The 16,972-nt window shown below is 62.5% G+C and carries 17 protein-coding genes; 4 read left to right on the forward strand and 13 right to left on the reverse strand.

The window, feature by feature from the left end:
• Positions 1 to 130: 130 nt before the first annotated feature.
• The 7 genes from ACZ89F_RS13295 to ACZ89F_RS13325 all read right to left on the reverse strand — a co-directional run bounded on the left by ACZ89F_RS13295 (position 131) and on the right by ACZ89F_RS13325 (position 7,189).
• A complete protein-coding gene (locus ACZ89F_RS13295; protein ID WP_476092314.1) occupies positions 131 to 937 on the reverse strand; it encodes a DUF72 domain-containing protein in 807 nt (268 codons plus the stop codon).
• Between the two features lie 27 nt (positions 938 to 964).
• Entirely contained in the window at positions 965 to 1,435 is a 471-nt protein-coding gene (locus ACZ89F_RS13300; RefSeq protein ID WP_476092315.1) for a GNAT family N-acetyltransferase, read from the reverse strand.
• On the reverse strand, positions 1,436 to 4,393 hold the full coding sequence (uvrA, locus tag ACZ89F_RS13305) for an excinuclease ABC subunit UvrA (protein WP_476092316.1): 2,958 nt from the start codon (positions 4,391 to 4,393) through the stop codon (positions 1,436 to 1,438).
• Between the two features lie 947 nt (positions 4,394 to 5,340).
• Positions 5,341 to 5,640 (reverse strand): hypothetical protein, encoded by a 300-nt coding sequence (locus tag ACZ89F_RS13310; RefSeq protein WP_476092317.1) that lies wholly within the window; start codon positions 5,638 to 5,640, stop codon positions 5,341 to 5,343.
• An 89-nt stretch (positions 5,641 to 5,729) separates the two neighbouring features.
• Positions 5,730 to 6,335: an ATP-dependent Clp protease proteolytic subunit gene (locus ACZ89F_RS13315; protein ID WP_476092318.1), complete on the reverse strand. Its 606-nt coding sequence runs from the start codon at positions 6,333 to 6,335 to the stop codon at positions 5,730 to 5,732.
• A gap of 27 nt (positions 6,336 to 6,362) precedes the next feature.
• The gene (locus ACZ89F_RS13320; protein WP_476092319.1) at positions 6,363 to 6,860 is read right to left on the reverse strand and encodes an SRPBCC family protein; all 498 of its coding nucleotides are present in this window, start codon (positions 6,858 to 6,860) and stop codon (positions 6,363 to 6,365) included.
• Positions 6,861 to 6,874: 14 nt separating this feature from the next.
• Complete coding sequence (locus ACZ89F_RS13325; RefSeq protein ID WP_476092320.1) at positions 6,875 to 7,189, reverse strand: ArsR/SmtB family transcription factor; 315 nt, start codon at positions 7,187 to 7,189, stop codon at positions 6,875 to 6,877.
• 225 nt (positions 7,190 to 7,414) lie between these two features.
• On the opposite strand from ACZ89F_RS13325, the gene ACZ89F_RS13330 reads away from it, so the two are divergent.
• Together ACZ89F_RS13330 and ACZ89F_RS13335 are read left to right on the forward strand one after the other, a co-directional pair.
• Positions 7,415 to 7,942, forward strand: a complete 528-nt coding sequence (locus ACZ89F_RS13330) for a single-stranded DNA-binding protein (RefSeq protein WP_476092321.1) — start codon at positions 7,415 to 7,417, stop codon at positions 7,940 to 7,942.
• A 135-nt stretch (positions 7,943 to 8,077) separates the two neighbouring features.
• Positions 8,078 to 8,503 (forward strand): OsmC family protein, encoded by a 426-nt coding sequence (locus ACZ89F_RS13335; RefSeq protein ID WP_476092322.1) that lies wholly within the window; start codon positions 8,078 to 8,080, stop codon positions 8,501 to 8,503.
• A gap of 66 nt (positions 8,504 to 8,569) precedes the next feature.
• On the opposite strand, the gene ACZ89F_RS13340 is transcribed toward ACZ89F_RS13335, so the two are convergent.
• From ACZ89F_RS13340 to ACZ89F_RS13350, 3 genes are all read right to left on the reverse strand, one after another.
• Complete coding sequence (locus ACZ89F_RS13340) at positions 8,570 to 9,199, reverse strand: MarC family protein (protein WP_023670949.1); 630 nt, start codon at positions 9,197 to 9,199, stop codon at positions 8,570 to 8,572.
• A gap of 90 nt (positions 9,200 to 9,289) precedes the next feature.
• Positions 9,290 to 9,667, reverse strand: coding sequence for a VOC family protein (locus ACZ89F_RS13345; protein ID WP_476092323.1), 378 nt, complete (start codon positions 9,665 to 9,667; stop codon positions 9,290 to 9,292).
• A gap of 32 nt (positions 9,668 to 9,699) precedes the next feature.
• Positions 9,700 to 10,230, reverse strand: coding sequence for a hypothetical protein (locus tag ACZ89F_RS13350; protein WP_476092324.1), 531 nt, complete (start codon positions 10,228 to 10,230; stop codon positions 9,700 to 9,702).
• Positions 10,231 to 10,315: 85 nt separating this feature from the next.
• Here ACZ89F_RS13350 and ACZ89F_RS13355 point away from each other — a divergent pair, with 85 nt between their 5' ends.
• Positions 10,316 to 11,146, forward strand: a complete 831-nt coding sequence (locus ACZ89F_RS13355; RefSeq protein ID WP_476092325.1) for a helix-turn-helix transcriptional regulator — start codon at positions 10,316 to 10,318, stop codon at positions 11,144 to 11,146.
• Between the two features lie 64 nt (positions 11,147 to 11,210).
• On the opposite strand, the gene ACZ89F_RS13360 is transcribed toward ACZ89F_RS13355, so the two are convergent.
• A complete protein-coding gene (locus tag ACZ89F_RS13360; RefSeq protein ID WP_476092326.1) occupies positions 11,211 to 11,831 on the reverse strand; it encodes a ParB-like protein in 621 nt (206 codons plus the stop codon).
• Entirely contained in the window at positions 11,828 to 13,528 is a 1,701-nt protein-coding gene (locus tag ACZ89F_RS13365; RefSeq protein WP_476092327.1) for a SulP family inorganic anion transporter, read from the reverse strand. The genes ACZ89F_RS13360 and ACZ89F_RS13365 overlap by 4 nt, the downstream gene beginning before the upstream one ends.
• Positions 13,529 to 13,737: 209 nt before the next feature.
• On the opposite strand from ACZ89F_RS13365, the gene gyrA reads away from it, so the two are divergent.
• Positions 13,738 to 16,542, forward strand: a complete 2,805-nt coding sequence (gene gyrA, locus ACZ89F_RS13370) for a DNA gyrase subunit A (RefSeq protein ID WP_476092328.1) — start codon at positions 13,738 to 13,740, stop codon at positions 16,540 to 16,542.
• A 69-nt stretch (positions 16,543 to 16,611) separates the two neighbouring features.
• On the opposite strand, the gene ACZ89F_RS13375 is transcribed toward gyrA, so the two are convergent.
• A complete protein-coding gene (locus ACZ89F_RS13375; RefSeq protein ID WP_082525247.1) occupies positions 16,612 to 16,764 on the reverse strand; it encodes a hypothetical protein in 153 nt (50 codons plus the stop codon).
• Positions 16,765 to 16,972: the final 208 nt, after the last annotated feature.

Genomic DNA, 16,972 nt, shown 5'->3' on the forward strand with positions numbered 1-16,972 from the left:
GGCGGCGGATACGGCTCTGCAACTTGGCGTGCCGGATTCATGCAGCAAGGAAGTATCGATAAGGTTACGATGGCGCTGAATACGCCACGATCAAGCACTTGCTACGCGCAAAACGCATAGGAGACGCGCTTCAGTCCGTCACGCGCTTCATCAACGCCATGGCACCGAACGGCGCGCGCACCTTGCCCTCGGTGATGAAGTAGACGAACACGTCGCGCGGCTTGACCGGGGCCTCGGTCGAAGGATCGGCACGTCGGAGATCGGCAGGCACCTTGCCTGCCGCCCAGGTTTTGGCGCGCGCCGCCCACTCATCGAGGCCCTTCGGCGTGTAGCAATCGGGATTATCGTCGCTGCCGGTCTGCAGCCGGGCATAGATGAAATCGCCGGTGACATCGGCGATATCAGGATATTTAGCATGGTCGGCATAGACGATCGCCACCTTGTATTTGCGTACGAGCGCGGCGAATTCCGGCACGACAAAGCTGTCGTTGCGCACCTCGACCGCATGGCGCAGCGCAACGCCGTCCTGCTTTTCCGGCAGCAGTTTCAGGAAGGCTTCGAAATCGTCCGGATCGAATTTCTTGGTCGGCGCGAACTGCCACAGGATAGGCCCGAGCTTTTCGCCGAGCGCGGCAATGCCCGAGCCGAGGAATCGCATCATCGACTCGCCGGCCTCCCCGAGCACGCGGCGGTTGGTGACGAAGCGGTTGCCCTTCAGCGCATAGACGAAACCGTCCGGCGCCTCGCTGGCCCATTTGACGAAGGTCGGCTCCTTGAAGCTGGAATAATAGGTGCCGTTGACCTCGATGCTCGGCACCTGGCGGCTGGCGTAGTTCAGCTGCTTGGCCTTGGAAAGCTTGTCGGGATAGAAGGACGTATCCCAGGGCTCGAAGGTCCAGCCGCCCATGCCTGCGCGGATTGTTCCCGATGTGCTCATTGTCATCCTCCCAAATGCTGAAAAAGATCAGGCTGCGGTGATCTCATCGACGGCTTTGGCCATGTCGACGAGCACCCATCCTGGCCGATAGGGATTGGGCCGGCGACCCGTTTCGTGGAAACCATAGGCCAGATAGAGCGCGATGTTCCGCTCCATCCTGGCGTTGGTGTAAAGCCGTACCTCGGGCAGGCCCCACAAGCGCGTCTGTTCGTCCGCGTGTTTCAGCCACGCGATGCCGAAGCCCTTGCCCTGAAAGTCAGGGGAGACCGCGACGGAGAAGATCATCGTGTGGTCGTCATGCCGCTCCAACGTGAGCAGTCCGGCTAACCTGTCGCCGTCCTCGAGAAGCCAGACTTCGCCGCCCTCGATGCGTGGCGCATAGTCTTCGGTGACCGGAATGGGCGGTGCGCCCAACAGTGCGGTGTAGGGCGCATAGGCTTCTTCCGTCAGCGAGACGACGGTTTGGAGATCACCGGCAAGCGCTCTTCTGATTGTCATTCAAAAGCTTCTCCAGGCGCCAACCGGTCCGATCGTCACTCCGCGCGCTTCGCGCTTGCCTCCGGGGCGCCGTTCCAGCAGTTCCTTGAGGAACTGGCCGGTGTAGCTGCGCTTCTCGCGCACGATCGCTTCCGGCGTGCCTGAGGCGACCAGTTCGCCGCCGCCGTCGCCACCTTCGGGGCCGAGGTCGAGCACCCAGTCGGCGGTCTTGATCACTTCGAGATTGTGCTCGATGACCACCACCGTGTTGCCCTGGTCGACCAGTTCGTGCAGCACTTCCAACAGCTTGGCGACATCGTGGAAATGCAGGCCGGTGGTCGGCTCGTCGAGGATGTAGAGCGTCTTGCCGGTCGCCTTGCGCGACAGTTCCTTGGCCAGCTTGATGCGCTGCGCCTCGCCGCCGGACAGCGTCGTCGCCTGCTGGCCGATATGGATGTAGCCAAGGCCGACCTGCTTCAGCGTGTCGAGCTTGTCACGCACGCCGGGCACGGCGGCGAAGAAGTCGACGCCTTCCTCGACCGTCATGTCAAGCACGTCGGCGATCGACTTGCCCTTGAACAGGACATCGAGCGTCTCTCTGTTATAGCGCTTGCCATGGCAGACGTCGCAAGTGACGTAGACGTCGGGCAGGAAGTGCATCTCGATCTTGATGACGCCGTCACCCTGGCAGGCCTCGCAGCGGCCGCCCTTGACGTTGAACGAGAAGCGTCCTGGCTGGTAGCCGCGCGCCTTGGCTTCGGGAAGCCCGGCGAACCAGTCGCGGATCGGCGTGAAGGCGCCGGTATATGTGGCGGGGTTCGAACGCGGGGTCCGTCCAATCGGCGACTGGTCGATGTCGATGACCTTGTCGAGGAATTCGAGGCCCTCGATGCGGTCGTGGTCGGCAGGATGCTCGCGCGAACCCATGATACGGCGCGACGCCGCCTTGAACAGCGTCTCGATCAGGAAGGTCGACTTGCCGCCGCCCGACACGCCGGTCACGGCGGTGAAGGTGCCGAGCGGGATTTCGGCGGTGACGTTCTTCAGATTGTTGCCGCGCGCGCCGACGATCTTGAGGCGCCGGTTCTTCTTCGCTTCACGCCGCACGCCGGGTGTTGCCACTTCGAGAGCGCCCGACAGATATTTGCCGGTGATCGAATTGGGATTGGCCATGACCTGCTGCGGGGTTCCCTGGGCAATGATCTCGCCGCCATGGATGCCGGCGGCAGGGCCCATGTCGACGACATAGTCGGCATGCAGGATGGCGTCCTCGTCATGCTCGACGACGATCACCGTGTTGCCGATATCGCGCAGGTGCTTGAGCGTATCGAGCAGGCGCGCATTGTCGCGCTGATGCAGGCCGATCGACGGTTCGTCCAGCACATAGAGCACGCCGGTCAGGCCGGAGCCGATCTGCGACGCCAGCCGAATGCGCTGGCTTTCGCCGCCCGATAGCGTGCCTGAATTGCGCGATAGGGTCAGATAGTCGAGCCCGACATCGTTGAGGAAGCGCAGCCGCTCGCGGATCTCCTTCAAGACGCGCACCGCGATCTCGTTCTGCTTGTCGTTGAGTGACGCGGGCAGGTCGGTGAACCACTGGTCGGCCTTGCGGATGGAAAGCTCGGTGACTTCGCCGATGTGCCTGCCGGCAATCTTGACGGCCAGCGACTCCGGCTTCAGCCGATAACCCTTGCAGACCGGGCAAGGCGTCGCCGACATGAAGCGCTCGATCTCCTCGCGCATCCAGGCGGATTCTGTCTCTTTCCAGCGCCGCTCGAGATTGGGGATGACGCCTTCGAAGGTTTTCGTCGTCTTGTAGGAGCGCAGGCCGTCATCATACTGAAAGGTGATTTCGCGCTCGCCGGTGCCGCGCAGGATGGCTTCCTGGGCTTCCGCGGTCAAATCCTTGAACTTGTCGCCGAGCTTGAAGCCATAGGCCTTGCCCAGCGCTTCCAGCGTCTGCGCGTAATAGGGCGAGGTCGACTTGGCCCACGGGCTGACGGCGCCGTCGCGCAGCGAGATGTTTTCGTCCGGCACGATCAGATTGCCGTCGATGGCGCGCTGGCTGCCGAGACCGTCGCAGGTCGGGCAGGCGCCGAACGGATTGTTGAACGAGAACAGGCGCGGTTCGATTTCCGGAATGGTGAAACCGGACACCGGGCAAGCGAATTTTTCCGAGAACAGGATGCGCTCATGCGTCTCGTTCTTCGACTTGTTGACCGAATCCTCGCCGGTCTGGCTGGAATCGAGCGGCTTGTCGGCGAATTCGGCGACCGCCAGCCCATCGGCCAGTTTCAGCGCGGTTTCGATGGAATCGGCGAGCCGCGTGGCGAGATCGCCGCGCACGACGATACGGTCGACGACGACGTCGAGGTCATGCTTGTACTTCTTGTCCAGCGCCGGCACATCGGCGATCTCATAGAAGACGCCGTCGACCTTGACGCGCTGAAAGCCCTTCTTCTGCAGTTCCAGCAATTCCTTGCGGTATTCGCCTTTGCGGCCGCGCACCATCGGCGCCAGGATGAACAGTCGGGTGCCTTCCTCGACCGCCAGCACGCGGTCGACCATCTGCGAAACCGTCTGGCTTTCGATCGGCAGGCCGGTGGCCGGCGAATAGGGGATGCCGACGCGCGCAAACAGCAGCCGCATGTAGTCGTAGATCTCGGTGACGGTGCCGACCGTCGAACGCGGGTTCTTCGAGGTGGTCTTCTGCTCGATGGAAATGGCTGGCGACAGGCCGTCGATCTGGTCGACGTCCGGCTTCTGCATCATTTCGAGGAATTGCCGGGCGTAGGCCGAAAGGCTTTCGACGTAGCGGCGCTGGCCCTCGGCATAGATGGTGTCGAAGGCAAGCGACGATTTGCCGGAGCCCGACAGGCCGGTCATGACGATCAGGCTGTCACGCGGCAGGTCGAGATCGACATTCTTCAGATTGTGTTCGCGCGCCCCGCGAATGGAAAGATATTTATGGTCGGCCATAGCCGGTCGCCGCCTCAGAATCTGGAATTTCCTGGAATGGCGGGTTTTCCCGGCCATCCCCTATGTAGGTAGTTTTGCCGCCACGTCGAGAGACGCCACAATTCCCGACAGAGCGTTTAACCGTCTTTCGCGTGCACGGGCAAGCGGAAAGAACAAAGGCCGAACACGCTCCTGACAAAGCTGTGCAAAAACTGACTTGCACGTAACCTGCCCGCGATCACATTTTTAGGTAACCGGCTATTGATGGTTGACGCCACCGACTCAGGGGCGCAGACTTCAGCAGTTCACGAAGCTGGCCGTCTTTCGATGGCCTCGCCGCCCAGAGGCGGCCTGCGAGACGCCGCAGGTATTCGCGATTTGTGCTTCGGGACAACACGTCGCAACGGACACAGGAGCGGAGCTATGACGCCACCGGATCGTCCCCTAGGGTTCCAGTTGTCACTGGAGCCGGGGCAGGCATAAGTGCCGGGGTTTAGCGTTTGCGCCACCCGACAAACCGTGACCTGCCATATCCCACAACAATCAGAGACTGCTAGTCGGATCGTCGGCTGAATGCCGCGGTGCATCCGAAATCAAACGCCGGCAGTACACTCCCGGCAAAATTGGATTTGAGATCCAAAAGGCCCCGTCCGTTTGCGCAAAGCACGGCGGGGCCGTTTTTATGTGCGGATTGCGCTTGGGTTTTCAGCTTGTCTTAGGACAAGGTATCAAGGTTTGTGCTGCCCCTCATCGCCCTGCCGCGCACTTCTCCCCGTATAGTGACGGGGAGAAGGGGCTGACCCTTGTCGTTGGCACTCTCTCCTGCAAGGCTTGCGATTGGGTGAAACCGTCGATGACAGCGCCCCTCTCCCCGTCACTATACGGGGAGAGGATGCCGGCAGGCAGGTGAGGGGCAGCGCCAACGACTGAAGGGTAGCCGAGTGGTGTCAACCTGCGGCCATTGTGCCCTACCGATTGGATGGCTTGATCCCGCCCACGCCGACATCGACGGTGATGCTACCGGAAATCCTGACATCCGTATCGCCGATCTTGAACTGGCCGTTGCCGTTGCCGGGGAACGCGTCGTCGGGTTCGGGCTTGGGAGCCGGCTTGGCGATACGATAGTCGCCGGTCACGCCGGGCAGGGCGCCTTTCTGCGTTGGCGAACTGTCCTCTGCAAAAGCCGCGCCGCTCACGAAGCCGGCAAAAGCGAGCACCACGACAGCGATGACGCGGTGCAGTGGTCTGGACGGATGTGTGTCGATCATCCCAAGACTATAGTGACGTGCCGGCGACGGGACCAGACCGGTACCGTCAAATCTTCGACAACCGGCAGGAGCTGGATAGGGCCCTGGCTTCAAGCCGCCTTTTTGCGCGTGTCGAAAACATGGTCGACGATGCCCCATGCCTGGGCCTCTCGAGCCGTCATGAAATGGTCGCGATCCAGCGTGCGCTCGACCTCTTCATAGGTGCGGCCGCAATGCTGCGCGTAGAGTTCGGCCATGTGCCGTTTCGTCTGGCCGATGCGCTCGGCATGGCGCTGGATGTCGGAGGCCTGGCCCTGGAACCCGCCCAGCGGCTGATGAAGCAGGATGGTGGCGTTCGGCAGCGAGATGCGACGCCCCGGTGTGCCTGCCATCAGCAGGAAAGAACCCATCGAGGCGGCAAAGCCCATGCACACGGTGGACACCGGGCAGCTGATATATTGTATCGTGTCGTAGATGGCGAAGCCGCTGGTCACCACGCCGCCCGGTGAGTTGATGTAGAGCGAGATCTCCTTGTCGGGATTGTCCGATTCCAGCGACAGCAGCTGTGCGCAGACCAGCGCCGAGATGTCGTCGTTGATCTCGCCGTTGATGAAGATGATGCGCTCGCGCAGCAGCCGTGAAAATATGTCGAAGGCACGTTCGCCGCGGCTCGATTGCTCGATCACCATCGGCACCAGACTGGCAAGGCCGCTCATTGTATGTCTCCGTTGCTGTGTTGTCGCTCAGGCTGCGCGCAGCAAGAGGCGAGGCGTGTTCGCGGCGATCGGCTTGCGTGAACCGGTTGCGTCGAGTGAAAGCCGGCAGCCGGCGCCGGCCATGGCAATTGCGGGGGCGAAGCCGCCATGGACGATGCGCAGATGCGTGCCGCCGGAAACGGTGCGGGCGAGTGTGAAGGTGACAATGCTGTCCAATGGGCTGTCGAGTGGACCCTGCCGCGCCGCGCCGCCTGGCTGCGAGCGCTCCCGCCAGGAATAGCGCAACAGGCGTTCGGGCTCGGCGTCGAGGATTTCGCATTCGATCGGCGCATCCGGACCGGCGAAGGCAAAACGATTGCCGATCTCGGGGCTGATGTCGTTCGGCATCATCCAGGCGGCGAGCAGCTCCGGTACGGTCAGGGCCCGCCACACCTTTTCCGGCGGCTCGGCAAGGTCGTATTCGAACTCGATCGCATCCGGGGCGTCGCTTTGGCTCTCGTCGATCATTGATCCCGACTTCTTCATTGATCCCACGTCCTTCACTGGTCCATGTCCTTCAAAACCGCCTTCAGCCTTTCGATGCGTTCCGGCCAGAAGGTCCGGTAGCGTTCGATCCAGGAGAGCAGGGGGGCGAGTCCCTGCGGGGCAGCGCGGTAGAAGGCGTTGCGGCCCGCACGCCGCTCGACCACCAGGCCGGCGCCGCGCAGCACCGCCAGATGCTGCGACACGGCCGGCTGCGAGACCGTCATGCCGGTGCGCAATTCCGACACGCTCATCTCGCCGGCGGCGAGCCGCTCAAAGACGGCGCGGCGCGTCGGGTCGGCCAAGGCCCGGAAAATCTCTGCTTCGATCATGACCGAAGCATAAGTCTACACTTATTGATTTGGCAAGCGCTCTTTTCAAACCCATATGAGAGCTTCGGACATTGCTGCCATTCCTTGACAATCAGCAGGGGTGCAGATAAGAACGAACAGGGAACAAAAACCTTGTGGGTAAAGACAGCCATGGCAGGCGGCTGAGGTCTGCAGCCTGTAAGGTGCTGCGACAAAATTTGTTTCGGATGAGCGCGGAGAAATATCATGGCGGGTAGCGTCAACAAGGTCATTCTGGTCGGCAACCTCGGTGCGGACCCTGAAATCCGCCGGCTGAACTCGGGCGAGCCGGTCGTCAACATCCGCATCGCCACGTCGGAAAGCTGGCGCGACAAGAATTCCGGCGAGCGCAAGGAAAAGACCGAGTGGCACAACGTCGTCATCTTCAATGAGGGCATCGCCAAGGTCGCCGAGCAGTATCTGAAGAAGGGCATGAAGGTCTATGTCGAGGGCCAGTTGCAGACGCGCAAATGGCAGGACCAGACGGGCGCCGACAAGTACACGACCGAAGTCGTGCTGCAGAAATTCCGTGGGGAACTGCAGATGCTGGACGCACGCGGACAGGGCGAAGGCGGGCAGGTCGGCGGCTATGCCGGTGGTGGCAGCAACCGTGGTTCCGATTTCGGCCAGTCCAGCCCGAGCGAAGGCTTCAATCGCGGTGGCGGCGGCAACGCTCCGAGGGGCGGCGGTGGCGGCGGTTCGTCGCGCGAACTGGACGACGAGATCCCGTTCTGATCGCAACGGCAGATGCTATTTTTGGCTTAAGTCAAACATTGCGCCCCGAGAGTCCCTCATGGACTTTCGGGGTTTTGCATTGTCGAATTGAGCGCCGACTTGGCGATCAACGAAATATGGCGAAGGACGACTTCCATGAAAGCACGCGTAAAGTGGGTCGAGGAGCGCACCTTCCTCGGCGAGTCCGGCAGCGGCCACAAGGTCGTGCTCGGCACGGCGCCCGGACCGGAAGGCAGGACGCCGGGGCCAAGCCCGATGGAACTGGTGCTGATCGGCACCGGCGGCTGTTCGGCCTATGATGTCGTGCATATCCTCGAAAAGGGGCGTGAGGCGGTAGAGGACTGCGTGGTTGAACTCGACGCCGACCGAGCCGAAACCGAGCCCAGGGTGTTCACCCGCATCCACATGCATTTCGTCGTCAAGGGCAGGGCGCTGTCGCCCGGCAAGGTCAAACGGGCAATCGACATCTCGATCGAAAAATATTGCTCGGCCTCCGCGATGTTGGCCAAGACCGCCACGATTACCCACGATTTCGAAGTGATCGATACGACGGCGAAGTAGGCAGTAGGCAGTAGGCAGTAGGCAGTAGGCAGTAGGCAGTAGGCAGTAGGCAGTAGGGACTGTCGTTCAGCCCGCCATCAGCGCCTTGATGCCGTCCGCCACGAACTGCACGGCAAGTGCCGCCAGGATGACGCCGAGCAGCCGGGTCAGGATCGAGCGGCCGGTCTGGCCGAGGATGCGGTCGATGCGTTCCGACAGCACGAACACCAGATAGGTGATGGCGAGGCAGACGAAGATGATGCCGACCAGCGCCGCCTGCGCGGCAAAGCCCTGGAACGAGCCGGAGAGCAGCACAGTCGCCGAAATGGCGCCGGGTCCGGCAATCAGCGGGATCGCCAGCGGGAAGGCAGCGATGTTGTGGATCATGTCCTTGGTGATGGCGACGTCGCCGATCTTTTCCTTGCGGTCCTGCCGGCGCTCGAACACCATTTCGAAGGCGATGAAGAACAAGAGGAAACCGCCGGCGACGCGGAAGGCCGGCAGCGTGATGCCGAACACCGACAGGATCGAGGCACCGGCAACCGCAAACAGCGCCATCACCAGGAAACCGATGATCGAGGCGCGGACGGAAACCTGCTGCCGCTCCTCGCGGTTCATGCCGCGCGTCACGGCGAGAAACAGCGGCGCCAGACCAGGTGGATCGATGGTCACGAGGATGGTGACGAAGGCGTTGAACAGGCTGTCGAAACTCGGCATCTCTGACCCTCCCACCGGGCCGTGCCCGTACCAGGATATTGGTAGAGCAAAGCCCGTTCGGTGGGAACTGTCGGGACAGCGAAACCGGGTTTAGCCGGCAGTGCCGCAATAGGCCTCGATGCGATAGCCGTCCGGGTCGACGACAAACGCGGCATAGTAGTTGTCGCCATAGTCGGCGCGCAGACCCGGCGCGCCATTGTCGCTGCCGCCTTCGCGCAGAGCGCCGGCATGGAAAGTGTCGACGCTGGTCCGCGTTGGTGCGGCGAAGCAGAAATGCAGGCCGGATTTGTCGTCTGATGGCACAGGCCGCGCCGCCTCGTTCACCCATAGCACGACGTTTTGAGCGCCATAACCAAGCGAGCCCGGCGACTGGCTGAGGCAGCTGTAGCCAAGCGGCTTCAGTGCGGCATCATAGAAGCGCTTGGAGGTGGCGGCGTCGCGGACGCCGATCGAGATATGATCGAACATGATTTTCTCCATCATTACAATGTCTTGCGGTGTCATCTTGCAGCTGCTCTGCGCGCCAGGAACTCGACTTCCAGCCGCCATGTCGCACCATTGTCGTGCGAGCGCTCGCCAAGCCAGCGGAAGGAATTCTCGGTGATCCGCGAAAAGCTCCAGCGCACCGACGAGCCGGTCCCGTCGGCGCCCACTTGCACGATCGTGTTGCCCTCGGCGCGGCCGAACTGGCGGCTGAAATACTGGTTGCGCGGATCGCTCCAGAAGATGTGCCAGGCATCCGCGCCGGGATCATAAACGCGTAGCGTGGTGCCGTAGAACGTCCAGGCGCCGAGTGAGGGCGAGGGGCCGGCATCCCGCGCGGGCAGGATCCAGACGTCCTGGATCGCCCGGCCTTCCAGCACCCAGCCGAAATGCACCTCACCACGCCCGCTCAGCACCGTGCCGTCCTCGAGATGGCGCGAGGCGTCAAACGTCCAGGCGCCGACGAAGCGGCCGTAAAGGCTCAGTTTTTCAGCAAGCCCTTCCGTTGGTCCGGGGCTGTGCAGGGCTTCGGCAAAGGGGTCGAACATGGTTCCGGTCTCTTCTTGTCAGGAGACCGAGAGGAGTAGGCGGTGACGGGGTTCAGGGCTTGGGAAAAATTGCTATATTCCGGTCATGACAGCGACCACGCACACGCTCGCATCCGGACCCGGCTGGCACGTGACGGATGTGATCTGCACGGCTGGCGCCGGCGACCGGCCGTTCGAGGAAGCGCATCAGGATTTCTGCATTGCTGCGGTCACCAGCGGCACGTTCCGCTACCGCGCCCAACAAGGCACGGCGATGCTGGCGCCAGGTAGCCTCCTGCTCGGCAATCCCGGCACATGTTACGAATGCGGGCACGAGCATGGCAGCGGCGACCGTTGCCTCTCGTTCCATTTCGGGCCGTCCTACATGGAACGGATCGCGGCTGGCGTGCCGGGCGCCAGGAAGCTGGCCTTCGAGGCGGCGCGCTTGCCGCCTTTACCGGTCCTGGCGCCACTGCTGGCCGAGGCGGAAACCGCGCGCGAGATGGCCGACATCGACGCCTTCGAGGAACTTTCCCTGCGCATGGCCGGTGCTGCCGTGGCTACAGCCTCTGGCGCTACGCATGTCAGGCGCGCACCAAGCCGCCGTGATCAGAAACGGGTTGCCGAGGCCGTGCGGCGGATCGAACTGGATGCCGACGGGCCGGTCTCGCTTTCAGCACTTGCCGGCGAAACGGCGACCAGCCCCTATCATTTCCTGCGCATTTTCCGGCAGGTCGCGGGCATGACGCCCTACCAGTTCCTGCTCAAGACGCGATTGCACAGGGCAGCGGTGCGGCTGTGCATGTCGGACGATGCGGTCTCGGCGATCGCCTTCGAGGCCGGCTTCAACGATCTGTCGACCTTCAATCGTCGTTTTCGGCGGATCATGGGGGAGACGCCGGGCCAGTATCGCAGCCGCCGCGCTGCGGCCCGCTGAAGCTTGCAGCATAAGCTGCGTTGAGATTCAGGTCAGGCCGGCATCACCTGAATATCATCGCAGCTCAGTCCGATGTTGGTCCGCACCAGCCTGGCAGATAGTCCGCGTCCTTGTTCTTGGAGAGGCTCAGGGCTTCCTTCATCGCCTTGTCGAAATTCTTCGCCACCGCATCCCGGTCGATGCGCCGGCGAAAAAAGTCCGCCCACAGGAATTCACTGAACGGCGTGGTGTCCTTGGCAAAGCCGCCCTGCCGGCGCAGTTCGCCGGCCAGGCTCCTGTAGGGATCGTCGACGAGGTCGGCCATGGTTCTTGGAATGGCGTCGTAGTCCCGGCGCGGGCCCTTCTCATCAAACGGGTGCATCCAGCCTCTGTTATCGAGCACGACGAAAAAAGCCTCCTTGTCGAGCCCCGACAGGTCGCTGATCACAGTCACCAGAACATCCCTGATGCCTTCCTCGAGCAGGGCGTGGGCAAGATGGTGGTGATCGGTGACATAATTGCGCTTCTTCGGCCCCAGCACGACCGGAACCATGTGGCTGCCGAGAAACGTGCCGGTCTTCCTGGCACTCTGCGAGCGGATCATCTGGCGCTTCAAGGCGACTTCGCGCATGCCGACGCTGATCTGCGTCGGCCGCAAATCCCTGACAGCGACGGGGGTCAGCAAGGGTTCCCGCTGGGTCGTCATTTGACTTCGTCCTGTTGTTGCGGTTTTTGGTCTGGGCCGAGCGCCTTGATGGCGGCATCGACGCTGTGAAAGATCCGCTCGGGACCGATCAGCTCGGCGATGCCAAATCGTGCCAGCGCCGCCTGGGCACGCAGCGATTCCAACCGCGCGATGGCAAATATCGCGCCCGCCTTGCGGCAATGGGTGATGGTGTCGATCAGGGCTTGCGCGGCTGTATAGTCGATTTCGACGATGTTGCTGGCCTCCAGCACGATCAGCTTCACGCTTTCGCTCCTGGCGTCGACGAGATCGCAAAGACCGCGCTTGAAGCGGTCGGCGTTGACGAAAGACAGCGGCGCCTGGAACGCCGCGACCAGCACGCCGGGGAGCTGTTCGCCGGCAGCTGGGTTGCCGGGTGGCCACCACACCGAAGTGCCCGGCACCTGTTCCAGTTCGATCGGAAGCGTGCGGGTCGCGCTCCAGATTCCGTGCAGCAGCGACAGGCCGATGCCGATCGCCACGCCGGTCTCGATCGGCAGCACGACGATGGCCGCCATGGTGATGAGGATCAATGCGAATTCGACCGGCGCCTGCCGGTAGACATTGGTGAACACCTTCCAGCGCAGAATGTGCTGCGCCACGAACAACAGAACGCCGGCAAGGGCGGCCTGCGGAACATCGGCAAGCAGGCCGCCGCCGAAAGCACCAAGCGCCAGCACGATGGCCGCGGCAATGAGGCCGGACAATTGCGAGCGGCCGCCCGACTGGGCGACGATTGCGGTGCGCGGCGGGCTGGCATTGACGGCAAAGGCGCCGAACAGGCCCGATACGATGCTGCCGGCGCCAACGCCGACGAAATCGCGATTGACGTCGGGAGCCTCGCCCTGTTGCGGCGCGAAAGAGCGGGAAGTGGCCGCCGTCTGCACCATGACGACAATGGCGATCAGCAATGCCAGTGGAAACAGCGCCTGCACATCATCAAGGCTGGCAAGCGGCAGGCCCGCCTGTGGCAGCCCGTTGGGCAAAGCGCCGAGCACCTCGACGCCGCGGTCCTTAAGGCCGAAGACGGTAACCGCTGATGTGGCGAGCACCATGCCGATCAACGCGCCGGGGACGCGGGCGCTGATCCGGTCGGCGCAGAACACGATCGCGAACACGCCGAGGCCAAGTCCGAGGCTCCAGGGATTGGTGAGATGGAGATTGCCGGCGATCTCACCGATGCGCCGCAACGTCTCGCCGCTTTCGGCGGGCAGGCCGAGCAGTCCGGGCAATTGCGAAACGATGATATGGACGGCGATGCCGGCCAGAAAACCCGTTGTGACCGGCACCGACAAGAGGTCGGCGATCCAGCCAAGGCGAAAGACACCGCTCAGGGTCACGATCAGCCCGACCATCAGCGCCAGCATGGCCGCCAGCGCCAGATAGTGCGGCGACCCGGATGCCGCCAGTACGGCGAGGCCACCGGCAAACAAGGGCGTGATGGTCGAGTCCGCGCCGGACGAGAGATGCCGGTTGGCACCGAACAGGGCAAATACCACCGAACCGGCAACAAAGGCGAAGAAGCCGATCTCCGCGGCAAAGCCGCCCAGCCGGGCCGTTGCCATCTGTTCGGGAATGGCAATCGCCGCCAGTGTCACGCCCGCGATCAGATCGCTGTTGAGATCCCGGGGTCGCCAACCGCTCAGTGCTCGCAAAGGCAGCCACGGGGTCCAATTCATCGCGCTCGTGGCTTTCGCAGGGGAAAACGGTCCATTGCAGGCTTTTGCCTTAGTGCGGCGAAAACCGCCTTGGCCATATCGTCGCAATCAGTGGTATCCATTTGAAATTACCACCAAAAATGACACTGGAAAAGTGCCTGACATGTTGGAGTTTCAGCCTTGCTTCCTATATAAGCACCAAGTGATTCCTGATTAGATTGTGATCCGATTTGACCGACCAGAAGACACCGCGCGGCGCCGACGGCGGCCCCACCGGCATCGAGCCGATATCCATCGTCGAGGAGATGCAGCGTTCCTATCTCGATTACGCTATGAGCGTGATCGTCAGCCGCGCGCTGCCCGATGTGCGCGACGGCCTGAAGCCGGTGCACCGCCGCATTCTCTTCGCCGCCCATGAGAGCGGCTACCACTGGAACCGCAAATATGTGAAGTCGGCGCGTCCGGTCGCCGACGTGATGGGTAAATACCATCCGCATGGCGACGCTTCCATCTATGACGCCTTGGTGCGCATGGCGCAGGACTGGTCGCTGCGCGTGCCGCTGATCGACGGGCAGGGCAATTTCGGCTCCATCGACGGCGATCCGCCGGCGGCAATGCGCTACACGGAAGCGCGGCTGACCAAAGTCGCGCATGAGCTTTTGGAGGATATCGACAAGGACACCGTCGATTTCCAGGATACGTATGATGCGTCGGGCAGCGAACCGAAGGTTCTGCCGGCACGGTTTCCCAATCTTCTGGTCAACGGCTCCGGCGGCATCGCGGTTGGCATGGCGACCAACATCCCGCCGCACAATCTCGGCGAAATCTGCAACGGCGCAATCGCCATCATCGACAATCCGGCGATCGACCTGCCAGCGCTGATGGAGATCATTCCGGGACCGGATTTTCCGACCGGAGCCATCGTGCTTGGCCGTTCCGGCATCTACAGCGCCTATTCGACCGGCCGCGGCTCCATCGTCATGCGCGGGCGTGTCAACATCGAACAGCGCGGCAACGACCGCGAGTCGATCATCATCACCGAAGTCCCCTATCAGGTGAACAAGTCGTCGATGATCGAGAAGATGGCCGAACTGGTGCGCGACAAGCGCATCGAGGGCATTTCCGACATTCGCGACGAGAGCGACCGTCAGGGCTACCGCGTCGTCATCGAGTTGAAGCGCGACGCCGTTGCCGACGTCATCCTCAACCAGCTCTATCGCTTCACGCCGCTGCAGACCTCTTTCGGCGCCAATATGGTGGCACTGAACGGCGGCAAGCCGGAAGTGATGAACCTGACCGACATGCTGAAGGCGTTCGTCGCTTTCCGTGAAGAGGTGATCACAAGGCGGACGAAGTTCCTGCTGCGCAAGGCGCGCGACCGCGCCCATGTGCTGGTCGGTCTCGCCATTGCCGTCGCCAACATCGACGAGGTCATCAAGCTGATCCGCACCGCGCCGGATCCGCAGACGGCGCGCGAGCAGTTGATGGAGCGGCGCTGGCCCTCCGGCGACGTGGAATCGCTGATCCTCCTGATCGACGATCCGCGCCACCGGATCAACGAGGACGGCACCTACAATCTGTCCGAGGAACAGGCGCGCGCCATCCTCGAACTGCGCCTGCAGCGCCTGACCGCGCTCGGCCGCGACGAAATCGCCGACGAGTTGAACACGATCGGCGCCGAAATCATTGATTATCTGGACATTTTGTCGTCCCGCGCGCGCGTCCAGCAGATCGTCAAGGATGAGCTTGCCGCCGTGCGCGACGAGTTCGGCACGCCACGCCGCACCGAGCTCACCGACGGTGGGTCGGACATGGAAGACGAGGACCTGATCCAGCGCGAGGACATGGTCGTGACGGTGAGCCATTCCGGCTACATCAAGCGCGTGCCGCTGTCGCTCTACCGGGCGCAGCGCCGCGGCGGCAAGGGCCGCTCCGGCATGTCGACCAAGGAAGAGGATTTCGTCACAAGGCTGTTCGTGGCCAACACGCATACGCCGGTGCTGTTCTTCTCCTCGCGCGGCATCGTCTACAAGGAAAAGGTCTGGCGGCTGCCGATCGGCAATCCGCAGTCGCGCGGCAAGGCGCTGATCAACATGCTGCCGCTGGAGCAGGGCGAGCGCATCACCACCATCATGCCGCTGCCCGAGGACGAGACCAGCTGGGGCGAGCTCGACGTGATGTTCGCCACCACGCGCGGCACCGTGCGCCGCAACAAGCTTTCCGACTTCGTCCAGGTCAACCGCAACGGCAAGATCGCCATGAAGCTGGAGGAGGAAGGCGACGAAATCCTCGGCGTCGAGACCTGCACCGACAATGACGACGTGCTGTTAACCGCCAGTTCCGGCCAGTGCATCCGCTTCTCGGTCGGCGACGTGCGCGTCTTCCAGAGCCGCAATTCTGTCGGTGTGCGCGGCATAACCATGGCCGAGACCGACCGCATCATCTCGATGTCGGTGATCGAGAATGTCGATGCGCCGCCGGCCGAGCGCGCAGCCTATCTGAAGCGGGCGGCGGCCGAACGGCGGCTTGCCGCCGGCATAGCAGCCGGCGAAGAGGAAGAGATCGCGCTGACCAATGAAGAGGTCGGCGAGGAGACGGAGCTTTCCGATGAGCGCTACGAGTTCCTCAAGGCGCATGAGAAGTACGTGCTGACGGTGACCGAATTCGGCTACGGCAAGCGCTCTTCGTCCTATGATTTCCGGCTGACCGGACGCGGCGGCAAGGGCATCCGTGCCACCGATGTGTCGAAGGTCGCCGAGATCGGCCGGCTGGTGGCGACGTTCCCGGTCGGCAATGACGATCAGATCATGCTGGTGTCGGATGGCGGCACCGTCATCCGGGTTCCGGTCAACGGCATCCGTTTCGCCAGCCGCGCCACCAAGGGCGTGACCATCTTCAACACGGCTGAAGGTGAAAAGGTGGTTTCGGTCGAGCGAATCTCGGAACCGCAATCGGACGAAGAAAGCGAAGAGACCGTGGATGGCGGTGCTGATGCCGCTCCGGCGCCTGACGCCAGTCCGGAGGGTGCGGAGTAAGACCGGCACCCAGGTTTTGACATAGCAACGCCGGCCCATCGGCCGGCGCGGCAGCAAGTTCAGGCTTTATCAGTAGTGACGATACGGCTTGCGAGGGCCGAAGCCTTCGAAGCGCTTGGTGTTTGCCTTGACGCGGACGCGCTGTGCCTCCTGATGCAGCCCAAATACGGTGGCGATCAGCATGGCGACGGTCATTGCGGTGGCGAGCATGTAGATCAGCATGTGCGTGTTCTCCTGCGCCTAACAACGGATAGATGGGATTTTGGTTTCATCTAATTAAGGTGCAACCTAGTGAACGCTGCGTGAAGGCTTCGTGATCAGCGTGTTCATCTGTCGTTCATGTGCCGGAAAAGGTTCACGGCCGGCGCGCCGATCGGATTTGCCTTTGCGAGAGAGGCTCGCTAGAGCCTGTTCCATCTTGATGGACGGA

It is taken from the genome of Mesorhizobium sp. USDA 3734 (genome assembly GCF_056279665.1).

Bases quoted from the DNA above. Each gene is read 5' to 3' on its own strand.
- ACZ89F_RS13325 (WP_476092320.1), bottom strand. From the start codon at position 7,189: ATGATCGAAGCAGAGATTTTCCGGGCCTTGGCCGACCCGACGCGCCGC.
- ACZ89F_RS13340 (WP_023670949.1), bottom strand. From the start codon at position 9,199: ATGCCGAGTTTCGACAGCCTGTTCAACGCCTTCGTCACCATCCTCGTG.
- ACZ89F_RS13335 (WP_476092322.1), top strand. From the start codon at position 8,078: ATGAAAGCACGCGTAAAGTGGGTCGAGGAGCGCACCTTCCTCGGCGAG.
- ACZ89F_RS13300 (WP_476092315.1), bottom strand. From the start codon at position 1,435: ATGACAATCAGAAGAGCGCTTGCCGGTGATCTCCAAACCGTCGTCTCG.
- ACZ89F_RS13350 (WP_476092324.1), bottom strand. From the start codon at position 10,230: ATGTTCGACCCCTTTGCCGAAGCCCTGCACAGCCCCGGACCAACGGAA.
- ACZ89F_RS13345 (WP_476092323.1), bottom strand. From the start codon at position 9,667: ATGTTCGATCATATCTCGATCGGCGTCCGCGACGCCGCCACCTCCAAG.
- ACZ89F_RS13295 (WP_476092314.1), bottom strand. From the start codon at position 937: ATGAGCACATCGGGAACAATCCGCGCAGGCATGGGCGGCTGGACCTTC.
- ACZ89F_RS13315 (WP_476092318.1), bottom strand. From the start codon at position 6,335: ATGAGCGGCCTTGCCAGTCTGGTGCCGATGGTGATCGAGCAATCGAGC.
- ACZ89F_RS13320 (WP_476092319.1), bottom strand. From the start codon at position 6,860: ATGAAGAAGTCGGGATCAATGATCGACGAGAGCCAAAGCGACGCCCCG.
- ACZ89F_RS13355 (WP_476092325.1), top strand. From the start codon at position 10,316: ATGACAGCGACCACGCACACGCTCGCATCCGGACCCGGCTGGCACGTG.
- uvrA (WP_476092316.1), bottom strand. From the start codon at position 4,393: ATGGCCGACCATAAATATCTTTCCATTCGCGGGGCGCGCGAACACAAT.
- ACZ89F_RS13360 (WP_476092326.1), bottom strand. From the start codon at position 11,831: ATGACGACCCAGCGGGAACCCTTGCTGACCCCCGTCGCTGTCAGGGAT.
- ACZ89F_RS13310 (WP_476092317.1), bottom strand. From the start codon at position 5,640: ATGATCGACACACATCCGTCCAGACCACTGCACCGCGTCATCGCTGTC.
- ACZ89F_RS13330 (WP_476092321.1), top strand. From the start codon at position 7,415: ATGGCGGGTAGCGTCAACAAGGTCATTCTGGTCGGCAACCTCGGTGCG.
- ACZ89F_RS13365 (WP_476092327.1), bottom strand. From the start codon at position 13,528: ATGAATTGGACCCCGTGGCTGCCTTTGCGAGCACTGAGCGGTTGGCGA.
- ACZ89F_RS13375 (WP_082525247.1), bottom strand. From the start codon at position 16,764: ATGCTGATCTACATGCTCGCCACCGCAATGACCGTCGCCATGCTGATC.